Genomic DNA, 19,325 nt, shown 5'->3' on the forward strand with positions numbered 1-19,325 from the left:
CGGGCTACTATCTACCCTTTTGCGCCTGACGATGGACCGCCCGATGCCCAGTTCTACCCGCCTGCTGCTGCCGTTGTACCTGCTTGCCTGCCTGCTCGCCCTGCTCGGGCTCGGAGGGCTCTGGTACGGGCTTGGCAAGCCGGTGCAACTGCCGGATGCGGCCAGCCCGACGCACAAGCTGCAATGCGCCTCGTATACCCCGTTCGACAAGGACCAGTCGCCCTACGACCAGCCGTTGCGCCTGCGCCCGGCCCGCATGGATGCCGACCTGGCGTTGCTGGCCGAGCGTTTCCAGTGCATCCGCACCTATTCCCAGACCGGTCTTGAAGCAATCCCGGCGCTGGCACGCAAGCATGGCCTGAAGGTGATGCTGGGTGCCTGGGTCAACGCCCACCCGGCCGACACCGAGAAAGAAATCGAGCTACTGATCGCCGCCGCCAATGCCAACCCCGACGTGGTCAGCGCGGTGATCGTCGGCAACGAGACGCTGCTACGCAAGGAGGTGACCGGCGCACACCTGGCCACGCTGATCGCCCGGGTGAAAAGCCAGGTCAAGGTGCCGGTAACCTACGCCGATGTGTGGGAATTCTGGTTGCAGCACCCGCAGGTAGCGCCTGCGGTGGACTTCCTGACTATCCACTTGCTGCCTTACTGGGAAGACGACCCGCGGGGCATCGACGAAGCCCTGGCCCACGTCGCCGATGTGCGCCGGGTGTTCGGCACGCGCTTCGCGCCGAAGGACATTCTGATCGGTGAAACCGGCTGGCCCAGCGAAGGCCGCCAGCGCGAAACCGCACAGCCCAGCCGGGTCAACGAGGCGCGTTTCATTCGCGGGTTCGTGGCCATGGCCGAAAGCAACGGCTGGCACTACAACCTGATCGAGGCGTTCGACCAGCCATGGAAGCGCGCCAATGAGGGGGCGGTTGGTGGTTACTGGGGGCTTTACGATGCCGACCGGCAGGACAAGGGCATACTCGAAGGGCCGGTGAGCAACCTGCCTTACTGGCCGCAGTGGTTGCTGGCCAGTGCCGTGCTGATGGTGCTGATGCTGATGCTTGCCGGGCGCCCTGCCACCCCGACGGCAGCCATGCTGCTGCCGTTGCTGGCAGCGTTTGGGGCAGGCTGCCTGGGGCTTTGGGGCGAGCTGATGCGCACCCATGCGCGCTTTGCCGGGGAGTGGCTGTGGGCGGTGCTGCTGGCAGGGCTGAACCTGTTGGTGCTGGCCCATGCCGTGCTGGCCCTGGCACGGCGCGCGGGCTGGCGCGAGCGCCTGTATGCCTGGTTGCAGGCGCGGGCCGGCTGGCTGTTGCTGGCGGCGGGTTTTGCCGCGGCGGTGAGCATGCTGGCGATGGTGTTCGACCCACGCTACCGCAGCTTCCCCAGCGCAGCGTTGGCGTTGCCGGCGCTGGTGTTTGCAGTGTGGCCGGTGCGGGCGCGGCGTGCAGAGGCAGCGTTACTGGCGTTCATCGTCGGTGCCGGGGTGGCGCCGCAGTTGTTTGTGGAAGGGTTGGAGAACCAACAGGCCTGGGGGTGGGCCGGGGTGAGTGTGCTGATGACCGCGGCTTTGTGGCGGAGCTTGCGGCTGCGCCCGGCCTGATATCCTTGGGACCGCTTCGCGCTCCATCGCAGGCAAGCCAGCTCCCACAGGAGTTATGCTGCCTATGAAATCGGCGCGGTCCCTGTGGGAGCTGGCTTGCCTGCGATGGGCCGCAAAGCGGCCCCTTTCAGCCTTGATCCGGCAACCTGACCAACCGCAACCCAGCCAGCACCAGCGCGAACACGGCAATGCTGGCGGTATACAGCACCAGTGCCGGCACCGCGAACACCAACGCCACCACCGCCAGCCACCAGCCGCCACGGCCGGCAACGACCTGCGCCAGCAGCGCCAGCCCCAGCCCGATCCAGGCCATCACCTGATGATGAATGCCCAACCCCAACAAAGACCGCACCTCACACTGCCAGTACGCCGCCGGCGCCGTGCACAGCCCCACCCACTGCCCGTCCTCCATCAGCCCATAGCGCACGCCATAACTGGCAGCAAGCCAGAGCCCCAGAAACAGCACAAGCAGCGCAGCCGGCAGCGAACGAGACATCCAGCTCTCCAATAGCGGTAATCGAAAGCATCCATGATCGCTTATGCCCAGTTGTAAGGCAAAATCACATCCCTGCAGCTATGTTGCAGATAACAAGCACACCAAAGACCACCGCACCTGGCAACTTTGCCCGGCCCGTTGTGGTCCTAGCCTGCACACTGCTCGACCTTGCGTTCTTTTGGGGGATTACATGCTTCGATCTTTGCGCCTCGCTGCCTTGCTCGGTGGCCTGCTCATGGCTGTGGCCGCTTCGGCGCGGGATATCGACGCCGCGAGCTATGGTTTTCCCTTGACCAACCCGTTCGAGGCAACCATCGCCACCACGCCACCGGACCAGCGCCCCACCCTGCCCGAAGATGATGAAATCAACCAGTCCGACTATAGCCTCAACCTGCGCCCGGACCGTGAATTCACTCTGCCGGACAATTTCTGGGCGGTGAAAAAGCTCAAGTACCGCCTGGCCCGCCAGGACCGCGAGGCGCCGCTGATTTTCATCATCGCCGGCACCGGTGCGCCCTACACCAGCAGCATCAACGAATACCTGAAGAAGCTGTTCTACCAGGCCGGCTTCCACGTGGTGCAGCTGTCGTCGCCAACCAGTTACGACTTCATGAGCGCCGCCTCGCGCTTCGCCACCCCAGGCGTCAGCCAGGAGGATGCCGAAGACATGTACCGGGTGATGCAGGCCGTGCGTGCCCAGCACCCGCGCCTGCCGATCAGCGAGTTTTACCTCACCGGCTACAGCCTGGGCGCACTCGACGCTGCCTTTGTCAGCCACCTGGACGAAACCCGCCGCAGCTTCAACTTCAAGCGCGTACTGCTGCTGAACCCGCCGGTCAACCTGTACACCTCGATCAACAACCTGGACAAGCTGGTGCAGACCCAGGTCAAGGGCATCGACCGCAGCACCACCTTCTACGAGCTGATGTTGGCCAAGCTGACCCGCTACTTCCAGGAAAAGGGCTACATCGACCTCAATGAGGCCTTGCTGTACGACTTCCAGCAGTCGCGCCAGCACCTGTCCAACGAGCAGATGGCCATGCTGATCGGCACCTCGTTCCGCTTCTCGGCGGCCGATATTGCCTTCACCTCCGACCTGATCAACCGCCGCGGCCTGATCATTCCGCCGAAGTTCCCGATCACCGAGGGCAGCAGCCTCACGCCATTCTTCAAGCGTGCCCTGCAGTGCGACTTCGACTGCTACATGACCGAGCAGGTCATCCCCATGTGGCGCGCCCGTACCGACGGCAACAGCATCCTGCAACTGGTCAACCAGGTCAGCCTGTATGCACTTGAAGACTACCTGAGCAGCAGCGACAAGATCGCCGTGATGCACAACGCCGACGACGTCATCCTCGGCCCTGGTGACATTGGCTTCCTGCGCAAGGTGTTCGGTGAGCGTCTGACCCTTTACCCCCATGGCGGCCATTGCGGCAACCTCAATTACCGCGTCAACAGTGACGCCATGCTGGAGTTCTTCCGTGGTTAACAAACTCCTCTTCGCCACTGCCCTGTTCGCCGCCGGCCACGCCCTGGCTGCCGAAACCGCCCCCCGCGCCAGCGTGGTCGAGGCCGACCCGCAAGTCACCGAAGCGCCACTGGCGCCGGAGACCGATGGTTTCCTCGACCCGCTGCGTGAGCTGAAATTCAACCCGGGGCTGGACCAGCGCGAGTTCGAGCGCTCCACCCTGCAAGCGCTGAACGTGTACGACCCGCTGGAGTCGATCAACCGGCGCGTCTATCACTTCAACTACCGTCTGGACCAATGGGTGCTGCTGCCGATGGTAAGCGGCTACCAGTACGTCACCCCGCGCTTCGTGCGCACCGGGGTGACCAACTTCTTCAACAACCTGGGCGACGTGCCGAACCTGTTCAACAGCGTGTTGCAGCTCAAGGCCAAGCGCTCGGCCGAGATCACCGCGCGGCTGATGTTCAACACCATCATCGGCGTGGGTGGGCTTTGGGACCCGGCAACCAAGATGGGCCTGCCGCGGCAAAGTGAAGACTTTGGCCAGACCTTGGGCTTCTATGGCGTACCGGACGGGCCGTACCTGATGCTGCCGGTGCTGGGGCCTTCGAACCTGCGCGATACCACCGGGCTGGTGGTGGACTATGCAGGCGAACAGGCGATCAACTACCTGAACGTGGCCGAAGCCAGCAGCGACCACCCGGAAATCTCCGTGCTGCGCGTGGTGGACAAGCGCTACAGCACCAAATTCCGCTATGGCCAGCTCAACTCGCCGTTCGAGTACGAGAAGGTGCGGTATGTGTATACCCAGGCGCGCAAGTTGCAGATAGCCGAGTAGGCAGGCCAGGCCTCTTCGCGGGTATCGTGCGATCCCTGTGGGAGCGGGTTTACCCGCGAAGAGGCCGGCACAAGCAACATCAAATCCCCAGGAACTGGCAAAGCTCCCGCTTCTTGGCCAAGGCATCCTTTCGCCCCAGCTCTATCAGCTCGCTGCAGTAACTGGCCTCGAACAGCAAATAGCTCAACACCCCCGCCCCGCTGGTACGCGTCGCCCCCGGCCCACGCAGGAACATGCGCAACGCCGCCGGCAACTCGCGCCGATGTCGCGCGGCAATCTCGTCCAGCGGCTGGCTGGGCGCCACCACCAGCACGTCGATCGGCGCCAGGCCCAGGCGCCGGGCGTCCAGGTGCGCCGGCAACAGGTGGCTCAGGTGGTTGAGGCGCTGCAACAGCTCGATGTCGTCTTCCAGGCTGTCAATGAACGTACTGTTGAGCATGTGCCCGCCGATCTGCGCCAGGCTCGGCTGCTGGCCGCTGAACACGCGCTGGGTCGGCAACGGTGGCGCCGGCCGCTGCGGGTTGCCACTGACCCCGACTACCAGTACCCGGCTGGCGCCCAGGTGCAGGGCCGGGCTGATCGGTGCCGACTGGCGCACCGCACCATCGCCGAAATATTCATCACCCAGCCGCACCGGGGCGAACAGCAACGGGATGGCCGCGCTGGCCAGCAGATGATCGATGGTCAATGGCGTGGGCATACCGATACGGCGATGGCGCAACCAGGCTTCGATGGTACCGCGGCCCTGGTAGAAGGTCACCGCCTGGCCGGACTCGTAGCCAAACGCGGTCACCGCGACGGCGCGCAGTTGCTCGGCGGCCAGGGAGTGGGCGATGCCGTCCAGGTTCAGGTGCGCCTGCAGCAAGCCGCGCAATGGGCTGCTGTCCAGGAGCGCCACTGGCGCCGGGCCACCCACGCCCAGCAGGTTGTGGGCGACGAAGCGGCTGGCCTGGCGGACCACACCGGGCCAGTCGCTGCGGATGACCAGGTGGCTGCGGAAGTTCTGCCAGAAGGCGGTGAGCCGTTGTACGGCATCGCTGAAATGGGTGGCGCCGCTGGCCAGGGTGACGGCGTTGATGGCCCCGGCGGAGGTGCCGACGATGACCGGGAACGGGTTGTGCGCGCCAGCGGGCAGCAACTCGGCAATGCCGGCCAGCACGCCCACCTGGTAGGCGGCGCGGGCGCCGCCGCCAGAAAGGATAAGACCGGTTACCGGGGGTGGGGCCATTGGAGTCCTTCCTGGGGTTGATGTGCTGTCAGTGCTGGCCCTTTCGCGGGTAAACCCGCTCCTACAGGTTCTTCACCGGCCTTGAAGGCTGTGCAATACCTGTGGGAGCGGGTTCACCCGCGAAAGGGCCGGCACAGGCAAAACAAAATTCAGCGCTTCTTCTTGTCATACAGCCGCGGCTCCCCTTCGGGTCGCGACTTGAACCGGCGATGCGCCCACAGGTACTGCTCGGGGCATTCGCGCAACACGCTTTCCACCCACTGGTTGATTCGCAGGCAGTCAGCCTCTTCGCTCTCCCCGGGGAAATCCGCCAGCGGCGGGTGGATCACCAGGCGATAGCCGCTGCCGTCCTCCAGGCGCTTCTGGGTGAACGGAATCACCTGCGCCTTGCCCAACCGGGCAAACTTGGTGGTAGCGGTCACCGTCGCCGCCGGGATGCCGAACAGCGGCACGAACAGGCTCTGCTTGGCGCCGTAGTCCTGGTCGGGTGCGTACCAGATCGCCCGGCCCGAACGCAGCAGCTTGAGCATGCCGCGCACGTCCTCGCGCTCCACTGCCAGCGAGTCGAGGTTATGCCGCTCGCGGCCGCTGCGCTGGATGAAGTCGAACAGCGGGTTGCCGTGCTCGCGGTACATGCCGTCGATGGTGTGCTGCTGGCCCAGCAGTGCGGCGCCGATCTCCAAGGTGGTGAAGTGCACCGCCATCAGAATGGCCCCCTGCCCCGCCTGCTGGGCGGCCTGCAGGTGCTCCAGCCCCTCGACATGGGCCAGGCGCGCCAACCGGGCCTTGGGCCACCACCAGCTCATGGCCATTTCGAAGAAGGCGATACCGGTGGAGGCGAAGTTGGCCTTGAGCAGGCGCTGCCGTTCGTCGACCGACAGCTCCGGGAAGCACAGCTCCAGGTTGCGCGCGGCAATGCGCCGCCGCTCACCGGCAAAGCGGTACATCACCGCTCCCAGCGCGGCACCGACTTTCAACAGGACCCGGTACGGCAACTGGACCACCAGCCACAGCAGGCCCAGGCCCAGCCACAGGCCCCAGAAACGTGGGTGAAGGAAATAGGGACGAAAACGCGGGCGTTCCATTGAAGCTTCCGGAAAGACAAAGGCCGCGCATTCTACAACGGATCAGCGCATGTTGCGGGCAACCGGTCTTATCGTTATAAGTCAGGGCACTTTTTTCGCAACAAGCCGTCTATGCAGACCATGAGCCCAAACCACACACCCGACACCGCCTCCGTGTTCCAGCTCAAGGGCAGCATGCTCGCCATTACAGTGCTGGAGCTGGCGCGCAATGACCTTGAAGCCCTCGACCGCCAACTGGCGGCCAAAGTCGCCCAGGCACCGAACTTCTTCAGCAACACGCCACTGGTGCTGGCGCTGGACAAGCTGCCGGCCGACGAGGGGGCAATCGACCTGCCCGGCTTGATGCGGATCTGCCGCCACCACGGCCTGCGTACCCTGGCCATCCGTGCCAACCGCATCGAGGACATCGCCGCCGCCATCGCCATCGACCTGCCGGTGCTGCCGCCATCCGGCGCGCGCGAGCGGCCGCTGGAGCCCGAACCCGAGGTGAAGAAGCCCGAGCCAGCCCCTGTCCCGCCACCAATCCTCGAACCCGAGGTGCGCCCGACCCGCATCATCACTGCGCCAGTACGTGGCGGCCAGCAGATCTACGCCCAGGGCGGCGACCTGGTGGTGACCGCTTCGGTCAGCCCGGGGGCGGAACTTCTGGCCGATGGCAACATCCATGTGTACGGCGCCATGCGCGGCCGCGCCCTGGCCGGCATCAAAGGCAATACCAAGGCACGTATCTTCTGTCAGCAGATGACCGCCGAAATGGTCTCCATCGCCGGCCAGTACAAGGTCTGCGAGGACTTGCGCCGCGACCCGCTGTGGGGCACCGGCGTGCAAGTCAGCCTGTCTGGCGACGTGTTGAACATCACCCGTCTTTAACGGATACTTGCCAGCATTTTTAGTGCAACTTTTCTTACCGTTGCCATTTATTTGTATTTTTGCAGGGACGTGTGTCCCGATTATTTTAGGGGTGAAACACCTTGGCCAAGATTATCGTGGTTACTTCCGGCAAGGGGGGTGTGGGCAAGACCACCACCAGCGCCGCCATTGGTACCGGCCTCGCACTGCGTGGCCACAAGACCGTCATCGTCGACTTCGACGTGGGCCTGCGTAACCTCGACCTGATCATGGGCTGCGAACGCCGCGTGGTGTACGACTTCGTCAACGTGGTCAACGGCGAAGCCAACCTGCAACAGGCCCTGATCAAGGACAAGCGCCTCGAGAACCTGTACGTGCTGGCCGCCAGCCAGACCCGTGACAAGGACGCGCTGACCCAGGAAGGCGTGGAAAAGGTCCTGATGGAGCTGAAGAAAGACTTCGACTTCGTCATCTGCGACTCGCCGGCCGGTATCGAGAAAGGCGCACACCTGGCCATGTACTTTGCCGACGAAGCCGTCGTGGTCACCAACCCCGAGGTATCCTCGGTACGAGACTCCGACCGCATGCTGGGCATCCTGTCGAGCAAGTCGCGCCGCTCCGAGAACGGCGAAGAGCCGATCAAGGAACACCTGCTGATCACCCGCTACCACCCGGAGCGCGTGGAAAAGGGCGAAATGCTGAGCATCGCCGACGTCGAAGAGATCCTGGCGATCAAGCTCAAGGGTGTGATCCCCGAGAGCCAGGCAGTGCTCAAGGCTTCCAACCAGGGTATCCCGGTCATCCTCGACGACCAGAGCGATGCCGGCCAGGCCTATAGCGATACCGTCGACCGTCTGCTGGGCAAAGAAAAGCCCCTGCGGTTCATCGAAGTGCCGAAGCAAGGATTCTTCGCGCGCCTGTTTGGAGGCAAGTAAACCATGAACCTTTTTGACTTCTTTCGTGGCAGACAGAAACAGACCAGCGCGTCGGTAGCGAAAGAGCGTCTACAGATCATCGTGGCGCACGAGCGCGGCCAACGCAGCGAACCGGACTACCTGCCAGCGCTGCAGAAAGAACTGCTGGAAGTGATCCGCAAATATGTGAACATCGGCAACGATGATGTGCATATCGAGCTGGAAAACCAGGGTAGCTGCTCGATTCTGGAGCTGAACATCACCTTGCCGGATCGCTGATCCGGCGACCAGGCTTTGAGCATTGGGGCTGCTTTGCAGCCCATCGCGACACAAGGCCGCTCCTACAGGGGAAATGCATAACCCTTGTAGGAGCGGCCTTGTGTCGCGATGGGCCGCAAAGCGGCCCCAGTGTTTTCCCCGATATAACCGAGACCAAGCAATGCCGCTGTCCAACATCCAGATCCTGCACGAAGACGCCGCCATCCTGGTGATCAACAAACCGACCCTGCTGCTGTCGGTACCCGGCCGCGCCGAGGACAACAAGGACTGCCTGATCACTCGCCTGCAGGAAAACGGCTACCCCGACGCGCTGATCGTGCACCGCCTGGACTGGGAAACTTCCGGCATCATCCTGCTGGCACGGGATGCCGACAGCCACCGTGAGCTGTCGCGCCAGTTCCACGACCGCGAAACCGAAAAGGCCTACACCGCGCTGTGCTGGGGCCAGCCGGCGCTGGACAGCGGCAGCATCGACCTGCCGCTGCGCTACGACCCGCCGACCAAGCCACGGCATGTGGTGGACCACGAGCAGGGCAAGCATGCGCTGACCTTCTGGCGCATCGTCGAGCGCTGCGGTGATTACTGCCGGGTAGAGCTGACACCGATTACCGGGCGTTCGCACCAGTTGCGCGTGCACATGCTGTCGATCGGGCACCCACTGCTGGGCGACCGGCTGTATGCCAACCCCGAGGCACTGGCTGCCCATGAACGGCTGTGCCTGCATGCATCGATGCTGAGCTTTACCCACCCGGTGTCCGGTGAGCGGTTGAAGTTCGAGTGCCCTGCGCCCTTCTGATTGTGTACAGCCTGTACTGGCCTCTTCGCGGCTAAAGCCGCTCCCACAGGGACCGCACCGCTTTCGACGGTTGTGCAGTACCTGTGGGAGCGGCTTCAGCCGCGAAGAGGCAGACACAATTTGTCGACCTAATACGCTAAACTCGCGCCACTGCTGTCTGGAGTGAGCTATGCGCGACGCACTGAATTCTGGCCTTATCGACTTCCTCAAGGCCTCCCCCACGCCCTTTCACGCCACCGCCAGCCTGGCCCAGCGCCTGGAAGCTGCCGGCTACCAGCGCCTGGACGAGCGCGACAGCTGGGCCACGGTACCTGGCGGCCGCTACTACGTCACCCGTAACGACTCGTCGATCATCGCCATCAAGCTGGGCAAGCAGGCACCGTTGCTGAACGGTATCCGCATGGTCGGTGCCCACACCGACAGCCCGTGCCTGCGGGTCAAGCCGCAGCCCGAGCTGCAGCGCCAGGGCTTCCTGCAACTGGGCGTCGAAGTCTATGGCGGCGCCCTGTTGGCGCCATGGTTCGACCGCGACCTGTCGCTGGCCGGCCGGGTCACCTACCGCCGTGACGGCAAGGTCGAAAGCCAGCTGATCGACTTCAAGCTGCCGATCGCGGTCATCCCCAACCTGGCAATCCATCTCAATCGCACCGCCAACGAAGGCTGGGCGATCAACCCGCAGAACGAGCTGCCGCCGATCCTGGCCCAGGTCGCGGGTGACGAGCGCATCGACTTCCGCGCCCTGCTCACCGAGCAACTGGCCCGCGAGCACGAGCTGATCGCCGACGTGGTGCTGGATTACGAGCTGAGCTTCTACGACACTCAGGACGCCGCACTGGTCGGCCTGAACGGTGATTTCATCGCCGGCGCGCGCCTGGACAACCTGTTGTCGTGCTATGCCGGCCTGCAGGCACTGCTGGCCGCCGACAGCGACGAGACCTGCGTACTGGTGTGCAACGACCATGAAGAAGTCGGCAGCTGCTCGGCCTGTGGCGCCGACGGGCCGATGCTGGAGCAGACCCTGCAACGCCTGCTGCCGGATGGCGACGCCTACGTGCGCACCATCCAGCGCTCGCTGATGGTGTCGGCCGACAACGCCCACGGCGTGCACCCCAACTACGCCGACAAGCACGACGGCAACCACGGGCCCAAGCTCAACGCCGGGCCGGTAATCAAGGTGAACAACAACCAGCGCTACGCTACCAACAGCGAAACCGCCGGGTTCTTCCGTCACCTGTGCATGGCCGAGGAAGTGCCGGTGCAGAGCTTCGTGGTACGCAGCGACATGGGCTGTGGTTCGACCATCGGGCCGATTGCCGCCAGCCACCTGGGCGTGCGTACGGTGGATATCGGCTTGCCGACCTTTGCCATGCATTCGATTCGCGAACTGTGCGGCAGCCATGACCTGGCGCACCTGGTGAAGGTGCTGAGCGCCTTCTACCGTTGCCGCGAGTTGCCCTGATGCCTTGATGCCTTGATGCAAGCAGGCCCGGCCTCTTCGCGGGTAAACCCGCTCCCACAGGTACCGCACAGTTCCTGTGGGAGCGGGTTCACCCGCGAAGAGGCCGGGCCTGCTTGCACCTGCTGAAGGTCAATCCCGCTTCGCCCGCTACCCGCTATGCTTGTTACATGGCCCCACTGCAAAAGGATTGCTGTCCATGTCCCCGTTCCTGTCCCTGTTCGTGCCGGTGTTTCTGTTCCTGTTGCTGCTGACCATCGGTTTCAGCCTGCGCGAGCGCAATATCGGCGTTGTGATGATGTGGGTCGGCACACTGGGTATCTTTGGCCTCACCTGCTGGAAAATCCTGGAGCAACTGCCGTCGTGAACCTCTACACTCGGTCAATCGTTTGACCTGAGGTAGTTTTGCCAGTGCCTGCTCTCCTGCGTTGCCTGTTCCTGCTGCTGTTCCTGTTTGTCACCCCGTTACAGGCTGCGGGCCTGCCAGGCCTGCTGGGTGGCAGCGCGCCCGCGCAGCCAGAAGCCAGCGAACCGCTGGGCAAGTCGCTGGACGAGGTGATCAAGAACCTGGAAAACGACCAGCAGCGGGCCAAGCTCCTGGCCGACCTGAAAAAGCTGCGCGACGCCACCAGGCAATCGCAACCCACCGTCGAACAGGGCGTGCTCGGCCTGATCGGCGGCGCCCTGCAGGACTTCGAAAAGCAGTTCAGCGGCGATGCCAGCCCGTTCCATCGCTGGGCCGCGGAAATCGAACAGGCCCAGGCCGAACTGACCGAGTTGATGGTGCCGGTGCACCAGTGGCCGGCCATTCTGTTCGGCTTTGCCGCCGTCATCGCCGTCTGGAGCGTGCTGGCCTACGCCTTCAACTGGGTCGGGCATCGGGTACGCCTGCGTTTTGGCCTGAGCGAGGAACTGCCGCAGTACCCGCGCACCTGGGACCTGGTGCGCTTTGCCCTGCGCAAGCTGGGCCCATGGCTGGTGGCGCTGGTGTTCACCGTTTACCTGAGCTTCGTGCTGCCGCCGTCGCTGGGCAAGTCGCTGGCCATGGTGCTGGCCTACGCACTGGTGGTCGGCACCTGCTTCTCGGCCATCTGCGTGATCGCCTTCTCGCTGCTCGACGGCCCCCACCGCCACCGCGCCCTGTACATCCTGCGCCACCAGGCCTTCCGCCCGCTGTGGCTGATCGGCAGTTTCGCCGCGTTTGGCGAAGCGATGAGCGACCCGCGCCTGATGGTCGCCCTCGGCACCCACCTGGCCCACGCCCTGGCCACCCTGGCCAACGTGATCGCGGCGCTGTGCACCGGGCTGTTCATCCTGCGCTTCCGTCGCCCGATCGCCCACCTGATCCGCAACCAGCCGCTGTCACGGCGCCTGACCCGGCGCACCCTCAGTGACACCATCGAGATCCTCGGCAGCTTCTGGTTCGTGCCAGCATTGATCCTGGTGGCGATTTCGCTGTTCGCTACCTTTATCTCGGCCGGCGACACCAGCACCGCCCTGCGCCAGTCGCTGATGTGCACGGTGCTGGTGGTGGTGTGCATGGTGCTCAACGGCCTGGTGCGCCGCCACGCCGCCAACCCCAAGCGCGCCAGCAAGCGCCAGGCGGTGTACGCCGAGCGCCTGCGCAACTTCGGTTACCTGCTGGTGCACCTGTTCATCTGGCTGGTGTTCATCGAGCTGGGGCTGCGTGTATGGGGCCTGTCGATGATCAGCTTCGCCGAAGGCGACGGGCACGACATAAGCGTGCGCCTGCTGGGCCTGGCCGGCACGCTGATCGTCGCCTGGCTGGTGTGGATCCTTGCCGACACCGCCGTGCACCACGCACTGGTGCGTTCGCGCCGGGGCCTGGCCAACGCCCGCGCGCAAACCATGATGCCGTTGATCCGCAATGTGATGTTCGTGGTCATCTTCATCATCGCGGTGATTGTCGCCCTGGCCAACATGGGCATGAACGTCACCCCGCTGCTGGCGGGTGCCGGTGTGATCGGCCTGGCCATCGGCTTTGGTGCCCAGTCGCTGGTGGCCGACCTGATCACCGGCTTGTTCATCATCATCGAGGACTCGCTGGCCATCGACGACTACGTGGATGTGGGCGGCCACCTGGGCACGGTGGAGGGGCTGACCATCCGTACCGTACGCCTGCGTGACATCGACGGCATCGTGCATACCATCCCGTTCAGCGAGATCAAGAGCATCAAGAACTACTCGCGTGAGTTCGGCTACGCGATCTTCCGCGTGGCGATCCCGCACAGCATGAACATCGACCAGGCCATCACGCTGATTCGCGAAGTGGGGCAGAAGCTGCGCAACGACCCGCTGATGCGCCGCAACATCTGGTCGCCGCTGGAGCTGCAAGGGGTGGAGAGCTTCGAGTCGGGGTCGGCGATCTTGCGAGCGCGGTTCAAGACTGCGCCGATCAAGCAGTGGGAAGTGTCGCGGGCCTTCAACCTGGCTTTGAAGCGGCAGCTGGATGAGGCCGGGCTGGATTTGGCAACGCCACGGTTGTCAGTGCAGGTAGTGACTGCCGGTTCTTCCAGTTAAGGCCTCTTCGCGGGTGAACCCGCTCCCACAAGTACTGTGCAAAGGCTGAAACCTGTGCGGCCCCTGTGGGAGCGGGCGAGCCCGCGAAGAAGCCAACACCTCAACCCGCCTGGGCGCGGATGCGGATGGCATCATGCCGCCAATACTCCAGGTCGCAGTCGATCAGGTGCCCATGCTGGTCACTGTTGACCCGGGTGATATGCAACCCGGGGCTTCCCGCCGACACCTTCAAGGCACCGGCTGCCTCCACCGGCAACGCCGTCGGCAAGATCTCGAAGCACACCTGCCCATACTGGATGCCGTACACCCGCCCATAAATCTCGGTCAGCGACTGGGCCAGGTCCTGTTCGAGAATCTCCGGGAAGTACCGGGGGTTGAGGTAGTGCTCGGCATACAGCACCGCCCGCCCATCGATCCGCCGTAACCGGCAGATACGTACCACGCTGGACAACGCCGGCAGCTGCAAGCGCGCACAGATGGCCGCCGAGGCCGGCTGCAGCCGCGCCGACAACAGTTCGGTACTGGGCACCCGCCCCTGGTCGCGGACCATGGCATGGAAGTGGCTGCGCTCGATCAGGTCGTAGGTCAGCCGTTCGGGCGCGACGAACCAGCCGCGACGCTCTTCGCGGTAGATCAGCCCCTGGGCTTCCAGCTGCACCAGCGCCTCACGCAGGGTAATGCGCGTGGTATCGAACACCTCGCTGAGCTTGCGCTCGGCCGGCAGCTTGCCGCCCGGCGCCAGCAGGCCGTGCTCGATCTGTTCCTGCAGGGCGTGACAGATGGCTGTTACCGCACGCGGTGGCATCGGCTGCATCAAAGGTTACCTATCTGGACTAGTCCAGCCCCAGAACAGGGCACTTGGAGAATAGTGCAAGCCTAGGCAGGGCTGATGAACATCCTGTGACAAGGCTTTGGCCAGACACTGCCAGAAACGCGCCAAGCCAGCAGAACCGGGGCGGTTCCGTGGTCTACGCTGTAGCTTCAGGGCCTTCACCGGCCCTTCCCTACATCAAACTGTCACGCAAGCAGCCTACCTTGGCTCAAGGTTTGCTGACCTAGACCAACGGTCACCAGACAACGGCTTCACTCATAACAACCATCGCTAAAGGCACCCACCAAGGAGCTTCGGATGAAAAAGTTGTTCATGGCGTCACTGCTCGGTTCGGCCATCGCCCTGTGTACCACGGCAATGGCCGCCGATACCGACCTCAAGGCCCTGGAAGACGCCGCCCGCAAGGAAGGCAACATCAACAGCGTGGGCATGCCCGATGCCTGGGCCAACTGGAAAGGCACCTGGGAAGACCTGGCCAGCAAGTACGGCCTCAAGCACAGCGACACCGACATGAGCTCGGCACAGGAAATCGCCAAGTTCGAAGCCGAGAAGGACAACGCCAGCGCCGACATCGGCGACGTGGGTGCCGCCTTCGGCCCGATCGCCGTGAGCAAGGGCGTGAGCCAACCGTACAAGCCGAGCACCTGGGACCAGGTGCCGACCTGGGCCAAGGACAAGGACGGCCACTGGGCGCTGGCCTATACCGGCACCATCGCCTTCATCATCAACAAGGACCTGGTCAAGGAAGGCGAGCGGCCAACGACCTGGCACGACCTGGAAAAAGGCAAGTACAAGGTTGCCATCGGTGACGTCGGCACCGCAGCCCAGGCCGCCAACGGCGTGCTGGCAGCGGCTATCGCCTACAAGGGTGACGAGACCAACCTGGCACCGGGTCTGCAACTGTTCACCAAGCTGGCCCAGCAGAAGCGCCTGTCGCTGGCCAACCCGACCATCCAGACCCTGGAGAAGGGCGAGGTGGAAGTGGGCGTGGTGTGGGACTTCAACGGCCTGAGCTACCGTGAACAGATCGACCCCAAGCGTTTCGAAGTGCTGATCCCGTCGGATGGCTCGGTGATCTCCGGCTATACCACCATCATCAACAAGTACGCCAAGCACCCGAATGCGGCCAAGCTGACACGTGAATACATCTTCAGCGATGCCGGGCAGATCAACCTGGCCAAAGGGCATGCGCGGCCGATCCGTGCCGAGCACCTGAAGCTGCCGGACGATGTGCAGGCCAAGCTGCTGCCCAACGAACAGTACAAGGCTGCACAGCCGATCAAGAATGCCGAGGCCTGGGAAGCGAGCTCGAAGAAACTGCCGCAGATGTGGCAGGAGCAGGTGATCATCGAGATGGAGTAAGGGACTAGTTTCTCTAGCGCCTGGACGGGCCCTTTCGCGGGTAAACCCGCTCCCACAGGTACAGCGCACACCTCAAGGCCGGCGCATGCCCCTGTAGGAGCGGGTTTACCCGCGAAGAAGCCAACGCGGTTTATGACTGGAGCCACCATGCAACACAACGTCATCCTGGTCCTGCTCGACGGCCTCAACTACCAGGTCGCGCATCACGCCATGGGCCACCTGCACGCCTACGTCGAGGCCGACCGTGCCGCGCTGTACCGCGTGGAATGCGAACTGCCGTCGCTGTCGCGGCCGCTGTACGAGTGCATCCTCACCGGTGTACCGCCGATCGACAGCGGCATCGTGCACAACAACGTCAACCGTCTGTCCAACCAGCGCAGCGTGTTCCACTACGCCCGCGAGGCCAACCTGGGCACTGCGGCTGCGGCCTATCACTGGATGAGCGAGCTGTACAACCGCTCGCCCTTCGACCCGCAGCGCGACCGCCATACCCACGCACCGAAGCTGCCGATCCAGCACGGGCTGTTCTACTGGGACGACCGTTACCCCGATTCGCACCTGCTGGCCGATGGCGAATACCTGCGCCGCCGCCACGCCCCCAATTTCCTGCTGGTGCACCCGATGAGCATCGACGATGTCGGCCACCACCACGGTCTGGACAGCAGCCAGTACCGCAACGCCGCACGCAGCGCCGACATCCTGCTGGCCGACTACCTGCCAGGCTGGCTCGAAGAGGGCTACCAGGTACTGGTTACCGCCGACCACGGCATGAACAACGACCGCTCGCACAATGGCCTGCTGACCGAGGAGCGCGAAGTGCCGCTGTTCGTCTTCGGCGATGCCTTCAGCCTCGATCCTGCGGCCAAACCGCTGCAGACCGAGTTGTGCGGGACCATCTGCGAGCTGCTCGGCGCGCCGCATGACAAGACCGTCTGCCGGGAGCTGCTGAAGTGACCACACCCAAGAGCAGCAACACCCGTGGCCGCTACCTGGCCCTGCTCTGCCTGCTACCGTTCGCCGTGTTCTTCGTCATCTTCCAGATCGCCCCGCTGGCCTGGGTGGCGATCAACAGCCTGCAATCGGAAGCGGGTTGGGGCGTGGACAACTTCAGCAAGGTATTCGCCTCGAAGTTCTACCTGCAGGCCCTGCAACGCAGCCTGGAAATCAGCTTCTGGTCAAGCCTGTTCGGCATCGTCATCGCCACCCTGGGCGCCTACTCGCTGCGCCAGGTGGACTCGAAGCTGCGCGACTTCGTCAGCGCCTTCGCCAACATGACCAGCAATTTCGCCGGGGTGCCGCTGGCCTTCGCCTTCATCATCCTGCTCGGTTTCAACGGCGCGCTGACCCTGCTGCTGAAGCAGGTCGGCCTGCTGGAGGACTTCAGCATCTATTCCAAGAGCGGGCTGATCCTGGTGTACACCTACTTCCAGATCCCGCTTGGCGTGTTGCTGCTGTACCCCGCGTTCGACGCACTGCGCGAAGACTGGCGCGAGTCGGCCGCACTGCTGGGGGCCAGCCACTGGCAATTCTGGCGGCACATCGGCCTGCCGGTGCTGACCCCGGCACTGCTGGGCACTTTCGTCATCCTGTTGGCCAACGCCCTCGGTGCCTACGCCACCGTGTACGCGCTGACAACCGGCAACTTCAACGTACTGCCGATCCGCATCGCCGGCCTGGTGGCCGGTGACATCAGCCTCGATCCCAACCTGGCCAGCGCCCTGGCGATGGTACTGGTGGGGCTGATGACGCTGGTCACGGTGGTGCACCAATGGCTGCTGAAAAGGAGCTACCATGCGCGCTGACGCCCGTTCCGGCGGCTGGTACCACCGCGCCGTGGTCTACCTGCAGTTCCTCATCCTGCTGCTGCCGCTGGCCGGCACCCTGCTCTACTCGCTGGCCACCAGCTGGTCGGCCAGCCTGCTGCCCAGCGGCCTGACCTTCAAGTGGTACATCGCGCTGTGGAGCGAGCCGCGTTTCCTGGCTGCCTTCGGCCAGTCGCTGCTGGTGTGCGTGGGCGCGCTGCTGCTGTCGGTGGTGCTGATCCTGCCGCTGCTGTTCGTGGTGCACTACCACTTCCCGAGGCTCGATGCGCTGATGAACATCCTCATCCTGCTGCCGTTCGCGGTGCCGCCGGTGGTGTCTTCGGTGGGGCTGCTGCAGCTGTATGGCAGCGGGCCCATGGCCATGGTCGGTACACCGTGGATCCTGATCGGCTGCTATTTCACCATCGCCTTGCCGTTCATGTACCGGGCCATTACCAACAACCTGCAGGCGATCAACCTGCGCGACCTGATGGACGCCGCCCAGCTGCTGGGCGCCAGCACCTGGCAGGCGGCGCTGCTGGTGGTGCTGCCGAACCTGCGCAAGGGCCTGATGGTGGCACTGCTGCTGTCGTTCTCGTTCCTGTTCGGCGAGTTCGTGTTCGCCAACCTGCTGGTCGGCACCCGCTACGAGACCCTGCAGGTGTACCTGAACAACATGCGCAACAGCAGCGGCCACTTCAACAGCGCGCTGGTGATCTCGTACTTCGCCTTCGTGCTGGTACTGACCTGGGTCGCCAACCGCCTGAACAAGGACAAGACCTGACATGAGCTTCGTCAGCGTACAGAAACTGCAAAAAAGCTACGCCGGCAGCCCGGTGTTCGAGAACATCGACTGCCATATCGAACGCGGTGAGTTCGTCACCCTGCTTGGCCCGTCCGGTTGCGGCAAGTCCACGCTGCTGCGCTGCATCGCCGGGCTGACCCCGGTGGACAGCGGGCAGATCCTGCTCGACGGCCATGACATCGTACCGCTGAGCCCGCAAAAGCGTGGCATCGGCATGGTGTTTCAAAGCTATGCGCTGTTCCCCAACATGACCGTGGAGCAGAACGTCGCCTTTGGCTTGCGCATGCAGAAGGTCAAGGCCGACGAAAGCCAGGCCCGGGTGCGCGAGGCGCTGGAACTGGTGGAACTGGGCAACTTCGCCGGGCGCTACCCGCACCAGTTGTCCGGCGGCCAGTGCCAGCGCGTTGCCCTGGCCCGCTCGCTGGTCACCCGCCCGCGCCTGCTGCTGCTCGACGAGCCGCTGTCGGCGCTGGATGCGCGCATCCGCAAGCACCTGCGCGAGCAGATCCGCGCCATCCAGCGCGAGCTGGGGCTGACCACCATCTTCGTCACCCACGACCAGGAGGAGGCGCTGACCATGTCCGATCGCATCTTCCTGATGAACCAGGGGCGCATCGTCCAGAGCGGCGATGCCGAAACCCTCTACACCGCGCCGGTGGACCTGTTTGCCGCCGGCTTCATCGGCAACTACAACCTGCTCGACGCCGACAGCGCCAGCCGCCTGTTGCAGCGCCCGGTGGCCAGCCGCCTGGCGATACGCCCCGAGTCGATCACCCTGGGCATCAACGGTGAACTGGACGCCGAAGTGCGCAGCCACAGCCTGCTGGGCAACGTGATCCGCTACCGGGTGCGGGTGCGCGAGGTGGAACTGGTGGTCGACGTGCTCAACCGCTCACCGTCCGACCTGCACGCGGACGGGCAACGGGTAAGCTTGTCGATCGACCCCACGGCGCTACGGGAAGTGGCCTAAGGAGAAT

19 protein-coding genes are annotated in these 19,325 nt (G+C 64.1%); 15 read left to right on the forward strand and 4 right to left on the reverse strand.

Features of this window, described 5'->3' with window-relative positions; translation table 11 throughout:
- The first annotated feature begins 31 nt into the window (after window positions 1-31).
- A complete protein-coding gene (locus RR51_RS20880) occupies window positions 32-1,597 on the forward strand; it encodes a glycoside hydrolase family 17 protein (protein ID WP_039614571.1) in 1,566 nt (521 codons plus the stop codon).
- 127 nt (window positions 1,598-1,724) lie between these two features.
- Here RR51_RS20880 and RR51_RS20885 read toward each other — a convergent pair whose 3' ends face one another.
- Window positions 1,725-2,093: a hypothetical protein gene (locus RR51_RS20885; protein WP_039614572.1), complete on the reverse strand. Its 369-nt coding sequence runs from the start codon at window positions 2,091-2,093 to the stop codon at window positions 1,725-1,727.
- Between the two features lie 190 nt (window positions 2,094-2,283).
- Between RR51_RS20885 and RR51_RS20890 the strand changes: the two genes are divergently transcribed.
- Both RR51_RS20890 and RR51_RS20895 read left to right on the forward strand, forming a co-directional pair.
- On the forward strand, window positions 2,284-3,582 hold the full coding sequence (locus tag RR51_RS20890) for a hypothetical protein (protein WP_003260096.1): 1,299 nt from the start codon (window positions 2,284-2,286) through the stop codon (window positions 3,580-3,582).
- Window positions 3,583-3,655: 73 nt separating this feature from the next.
- Complete coding sequence (locus RR51_RS20895; RefSeq protein ID WP_043936071.1) at window positions 3,656-4,399, forward strand: MlaA family lipoprotein; 744 nt, start codon at window positions 3,656-3,658, stop codon at window positions 4,397-4,399.
- Window positions 4,400-4,478: 79 nt separating this feature from the next.
- On the opposite strand, the gene RR51_RS20900 is transcribed toward RR51_RS20895, so the two are convergent.
- Complete coding sequence (locus tag RR51_RS20900; RefSeq protein WP_013971426.1) at window positions 4,479-5,627, reverse strand: patatin-like phospholipase family protein; 1,149 nt, start codon at window positions 5,625-5,627, stop codon at window positions 4,479-4,481.
- A gap of 149 nt (window positions 5,628-5,776) precedes the next feature.
- The gene (locus RR51_RS20905) at window positions 5,777-6,712 is read right to left on the reverse strand and encodes a lipid A biosynthesis lauroyl acyltransferase (protein ID WP_024086430.1); all 936 of its coding nucleotides are present in this window, start codon (window positions 6,710-6,712) and stop codon (window positions 5,777-5,779) included.
- Window positions 6,713-6,823: 111 nt separating this feature from the next.
- On the opposite strand from RR51_RS20905, the gene minC reads away from it, so the two are divergent.
- The 7 genes from minC to RR51_RS20935 all read left to right on the forward strand — a co-directional run bounded on the left by minC (window position 6,824) and on the right by RR51_RS20935 (window position 13,547).
- Window positions 6,824-7,582: a septum site-determining protein MinC gene (gene minC / locus RR51_RS20910; protein ID WP_023660587.1), complete on the forward strand. Its 759-nt coding sequence runs from the start codon at window positions 6,824-6,826 to the stop codon at window positions 7,580-7,582.
- 101 nt (window positions 7,583-7,683) lie between these two features.
- The gene (minD, locus tag RR51_RS20915) at window positions 7,684-8,496 is read left to right on the forward strand and encodes a septum site-determining protein MinD (RefSeq protein ID WP_013971423.1); all 813 of its coding nucleotides are present in this window, start codon (window positions 7,684-7,686) and stop codon (window positions 8,494-8,496) included.
- A 3-nt stretch (window positions 8,497-8,499) separates the two neighbouring features.
- Window positions 8,500-8,754, forward strand: a complete 255-nt coding sequence (gene minE, locus RR51_RS20920; RefSeq protein WP_003252572.1) for a cell division topological specificity factor MinE — start codon at window positions 8,500-8,502, stop codon at window positions 8,752-8,754.
- A gap of 160 nt (window positions 8,755-8,914) precedes the next feature.
- The gene (locus tag RR51_RS20925; RefSeq protein WP_011532730.1) at window positions 8,915-9,550 is read left to right on the forward strand and encodes an RluA family pseudouridine synthase; all 636 of its coding nucleotides are present in this window, start codon (window positions 8,915-8,917) and stop codon (window positions 9,548-9,550) included.
- A gap of 169 nt (window positions 9,551-9,719) precedes the next feature.
- Window positions 9,720-11,009 carry a M18 family aminopeptidase gene (locus RR51_RS20930; protein ID WP_039614573.1) on the forward strand — a complete coding sequence of 430 codons (1,290 nt, stop codon included), beginning with the start codon at window positions 9,720-9,722 and terminating at the stop codon, window positions 11,007-11,009.
- A gap of 196 nt (window positions 11,010-11,205) precedes the next feature.
- Window positions 11,206-11,373, forward strand: a complete 168-nt coding sequence (locus RR51_RS31310) for a hypothetical protein (RefSeq protein WP_003260099.1) — start codon at window positions 11,206-11,208, stop codon at window positions 11,371-11,373.
- Between the two features lie 44 nt (window positions 11,374-11,417).
- On the forward strand, window positions 11,418-13,547 hold the full coding sequence (locus RR51_RS20935; protein ID WP_039614591.1) for a mechanosensitive ion channel family protein: 2,130 nt from the start codon (window positions 11,418-11,420) through the stop codon (window positions 13,545-13,547).
- A gap of 100 nt (window positions 13,548-13,647) precedes the next feature.
- Here RR51_RS20935 and phnR read toward each other — a convergent pair whose 3' ends face one another.
- Entirely contained in the window at window positions 13,648-14,361 is a 714-nt protein-coding gene (phnR, locus tag RR51_RS20940; RefSeq protein WP_013971418.1) for a phosphonate utilization transcriptional regulator PhnR, read from the reverse strand.
- A 315-nt stretch (window positions 14,362-14,676) separates the two neighbouring features.
- Here phnR and RR51_RS20945 point away from each other — a divergent pair, with 315 nt between their 5' ends.
- The 5 genes from RR51_RS20945 (at window position 14,677) to RR51_RS20965 (ending at window position 19,318) form a co-directional block, all read left to right on the forward strand.
- On the forward strand, window positions 14,677-15,741 hold the full coding sequence (locus RR51_RS20945) for an ABC transporter substrate-binding protein (RefSeq protein WP_039614574.1): 1,065 nt from the start codon (window positions 14,677-14,679) through the stop codon (window positions 15,739-15,741).
- A gap of 147 nt (window positions 15,742-15,888) precedes the next feature.
- Entirely contained in the window at window positions 15,889-16,695 is an 807-nt protein-coding gene (locus RR51_RS20950; protein WP_013971416.1) for an alkaline phosphatase family protein, read from the forward strand.
- Window positions 16,692-17,543 carry an ABC transporter permease gene (locus RR51_RS20955; protein WP_039614575.1) on the forward strand — a complete coding sequence of 284 codons (852 nt, stop codon included), beginning with the start codon at window positions 16,692-16,694 and terminating at the stop codon, window positions 17,541-17,543. Before RR51_RS20950 ends, RR51_RS20955 begins: the two co-directional genes overlap by 4 nt.
- Window positions 17,533-18,327: an ABC transporter permease gene (locus tag RR51_RS20960; protein WP_039614576.1), complete on the forward strand. Its 795-nt coding sequence runs from the start codon at window positions 17,533-17,535 to the stop codon at window positions 18,325-18,327. Before RR51_RS20955 ends, RR51_RS20960 begins: the two co-directional genes overlap by 11 nt.
- A gap of 1 nt (window position 18,328) precedes the next feature.
- A complete protein-coding gene (locus tag RR51_RS20965; protein WP_013971413.1) occupies window positions 18,329-19,318 on the forward strand; it encodes an ABC transporter ATP-binding protein in 990 nt (329 codons plus the stop codon).
- The last annotated feature ends 7 nt before the right edge of the window (window positions 19,319-19,325 follow it).

The organism is Pseudomonas sp. C5pp, assembly GCF_000814065.1.
GTDB lineage: Bacteria > Pseudomonadota > Gammaproteobacteria > Pseudomonadales > Pseudomonadaceae > Aquipseudomonas > Aquipseudomonas asiatica.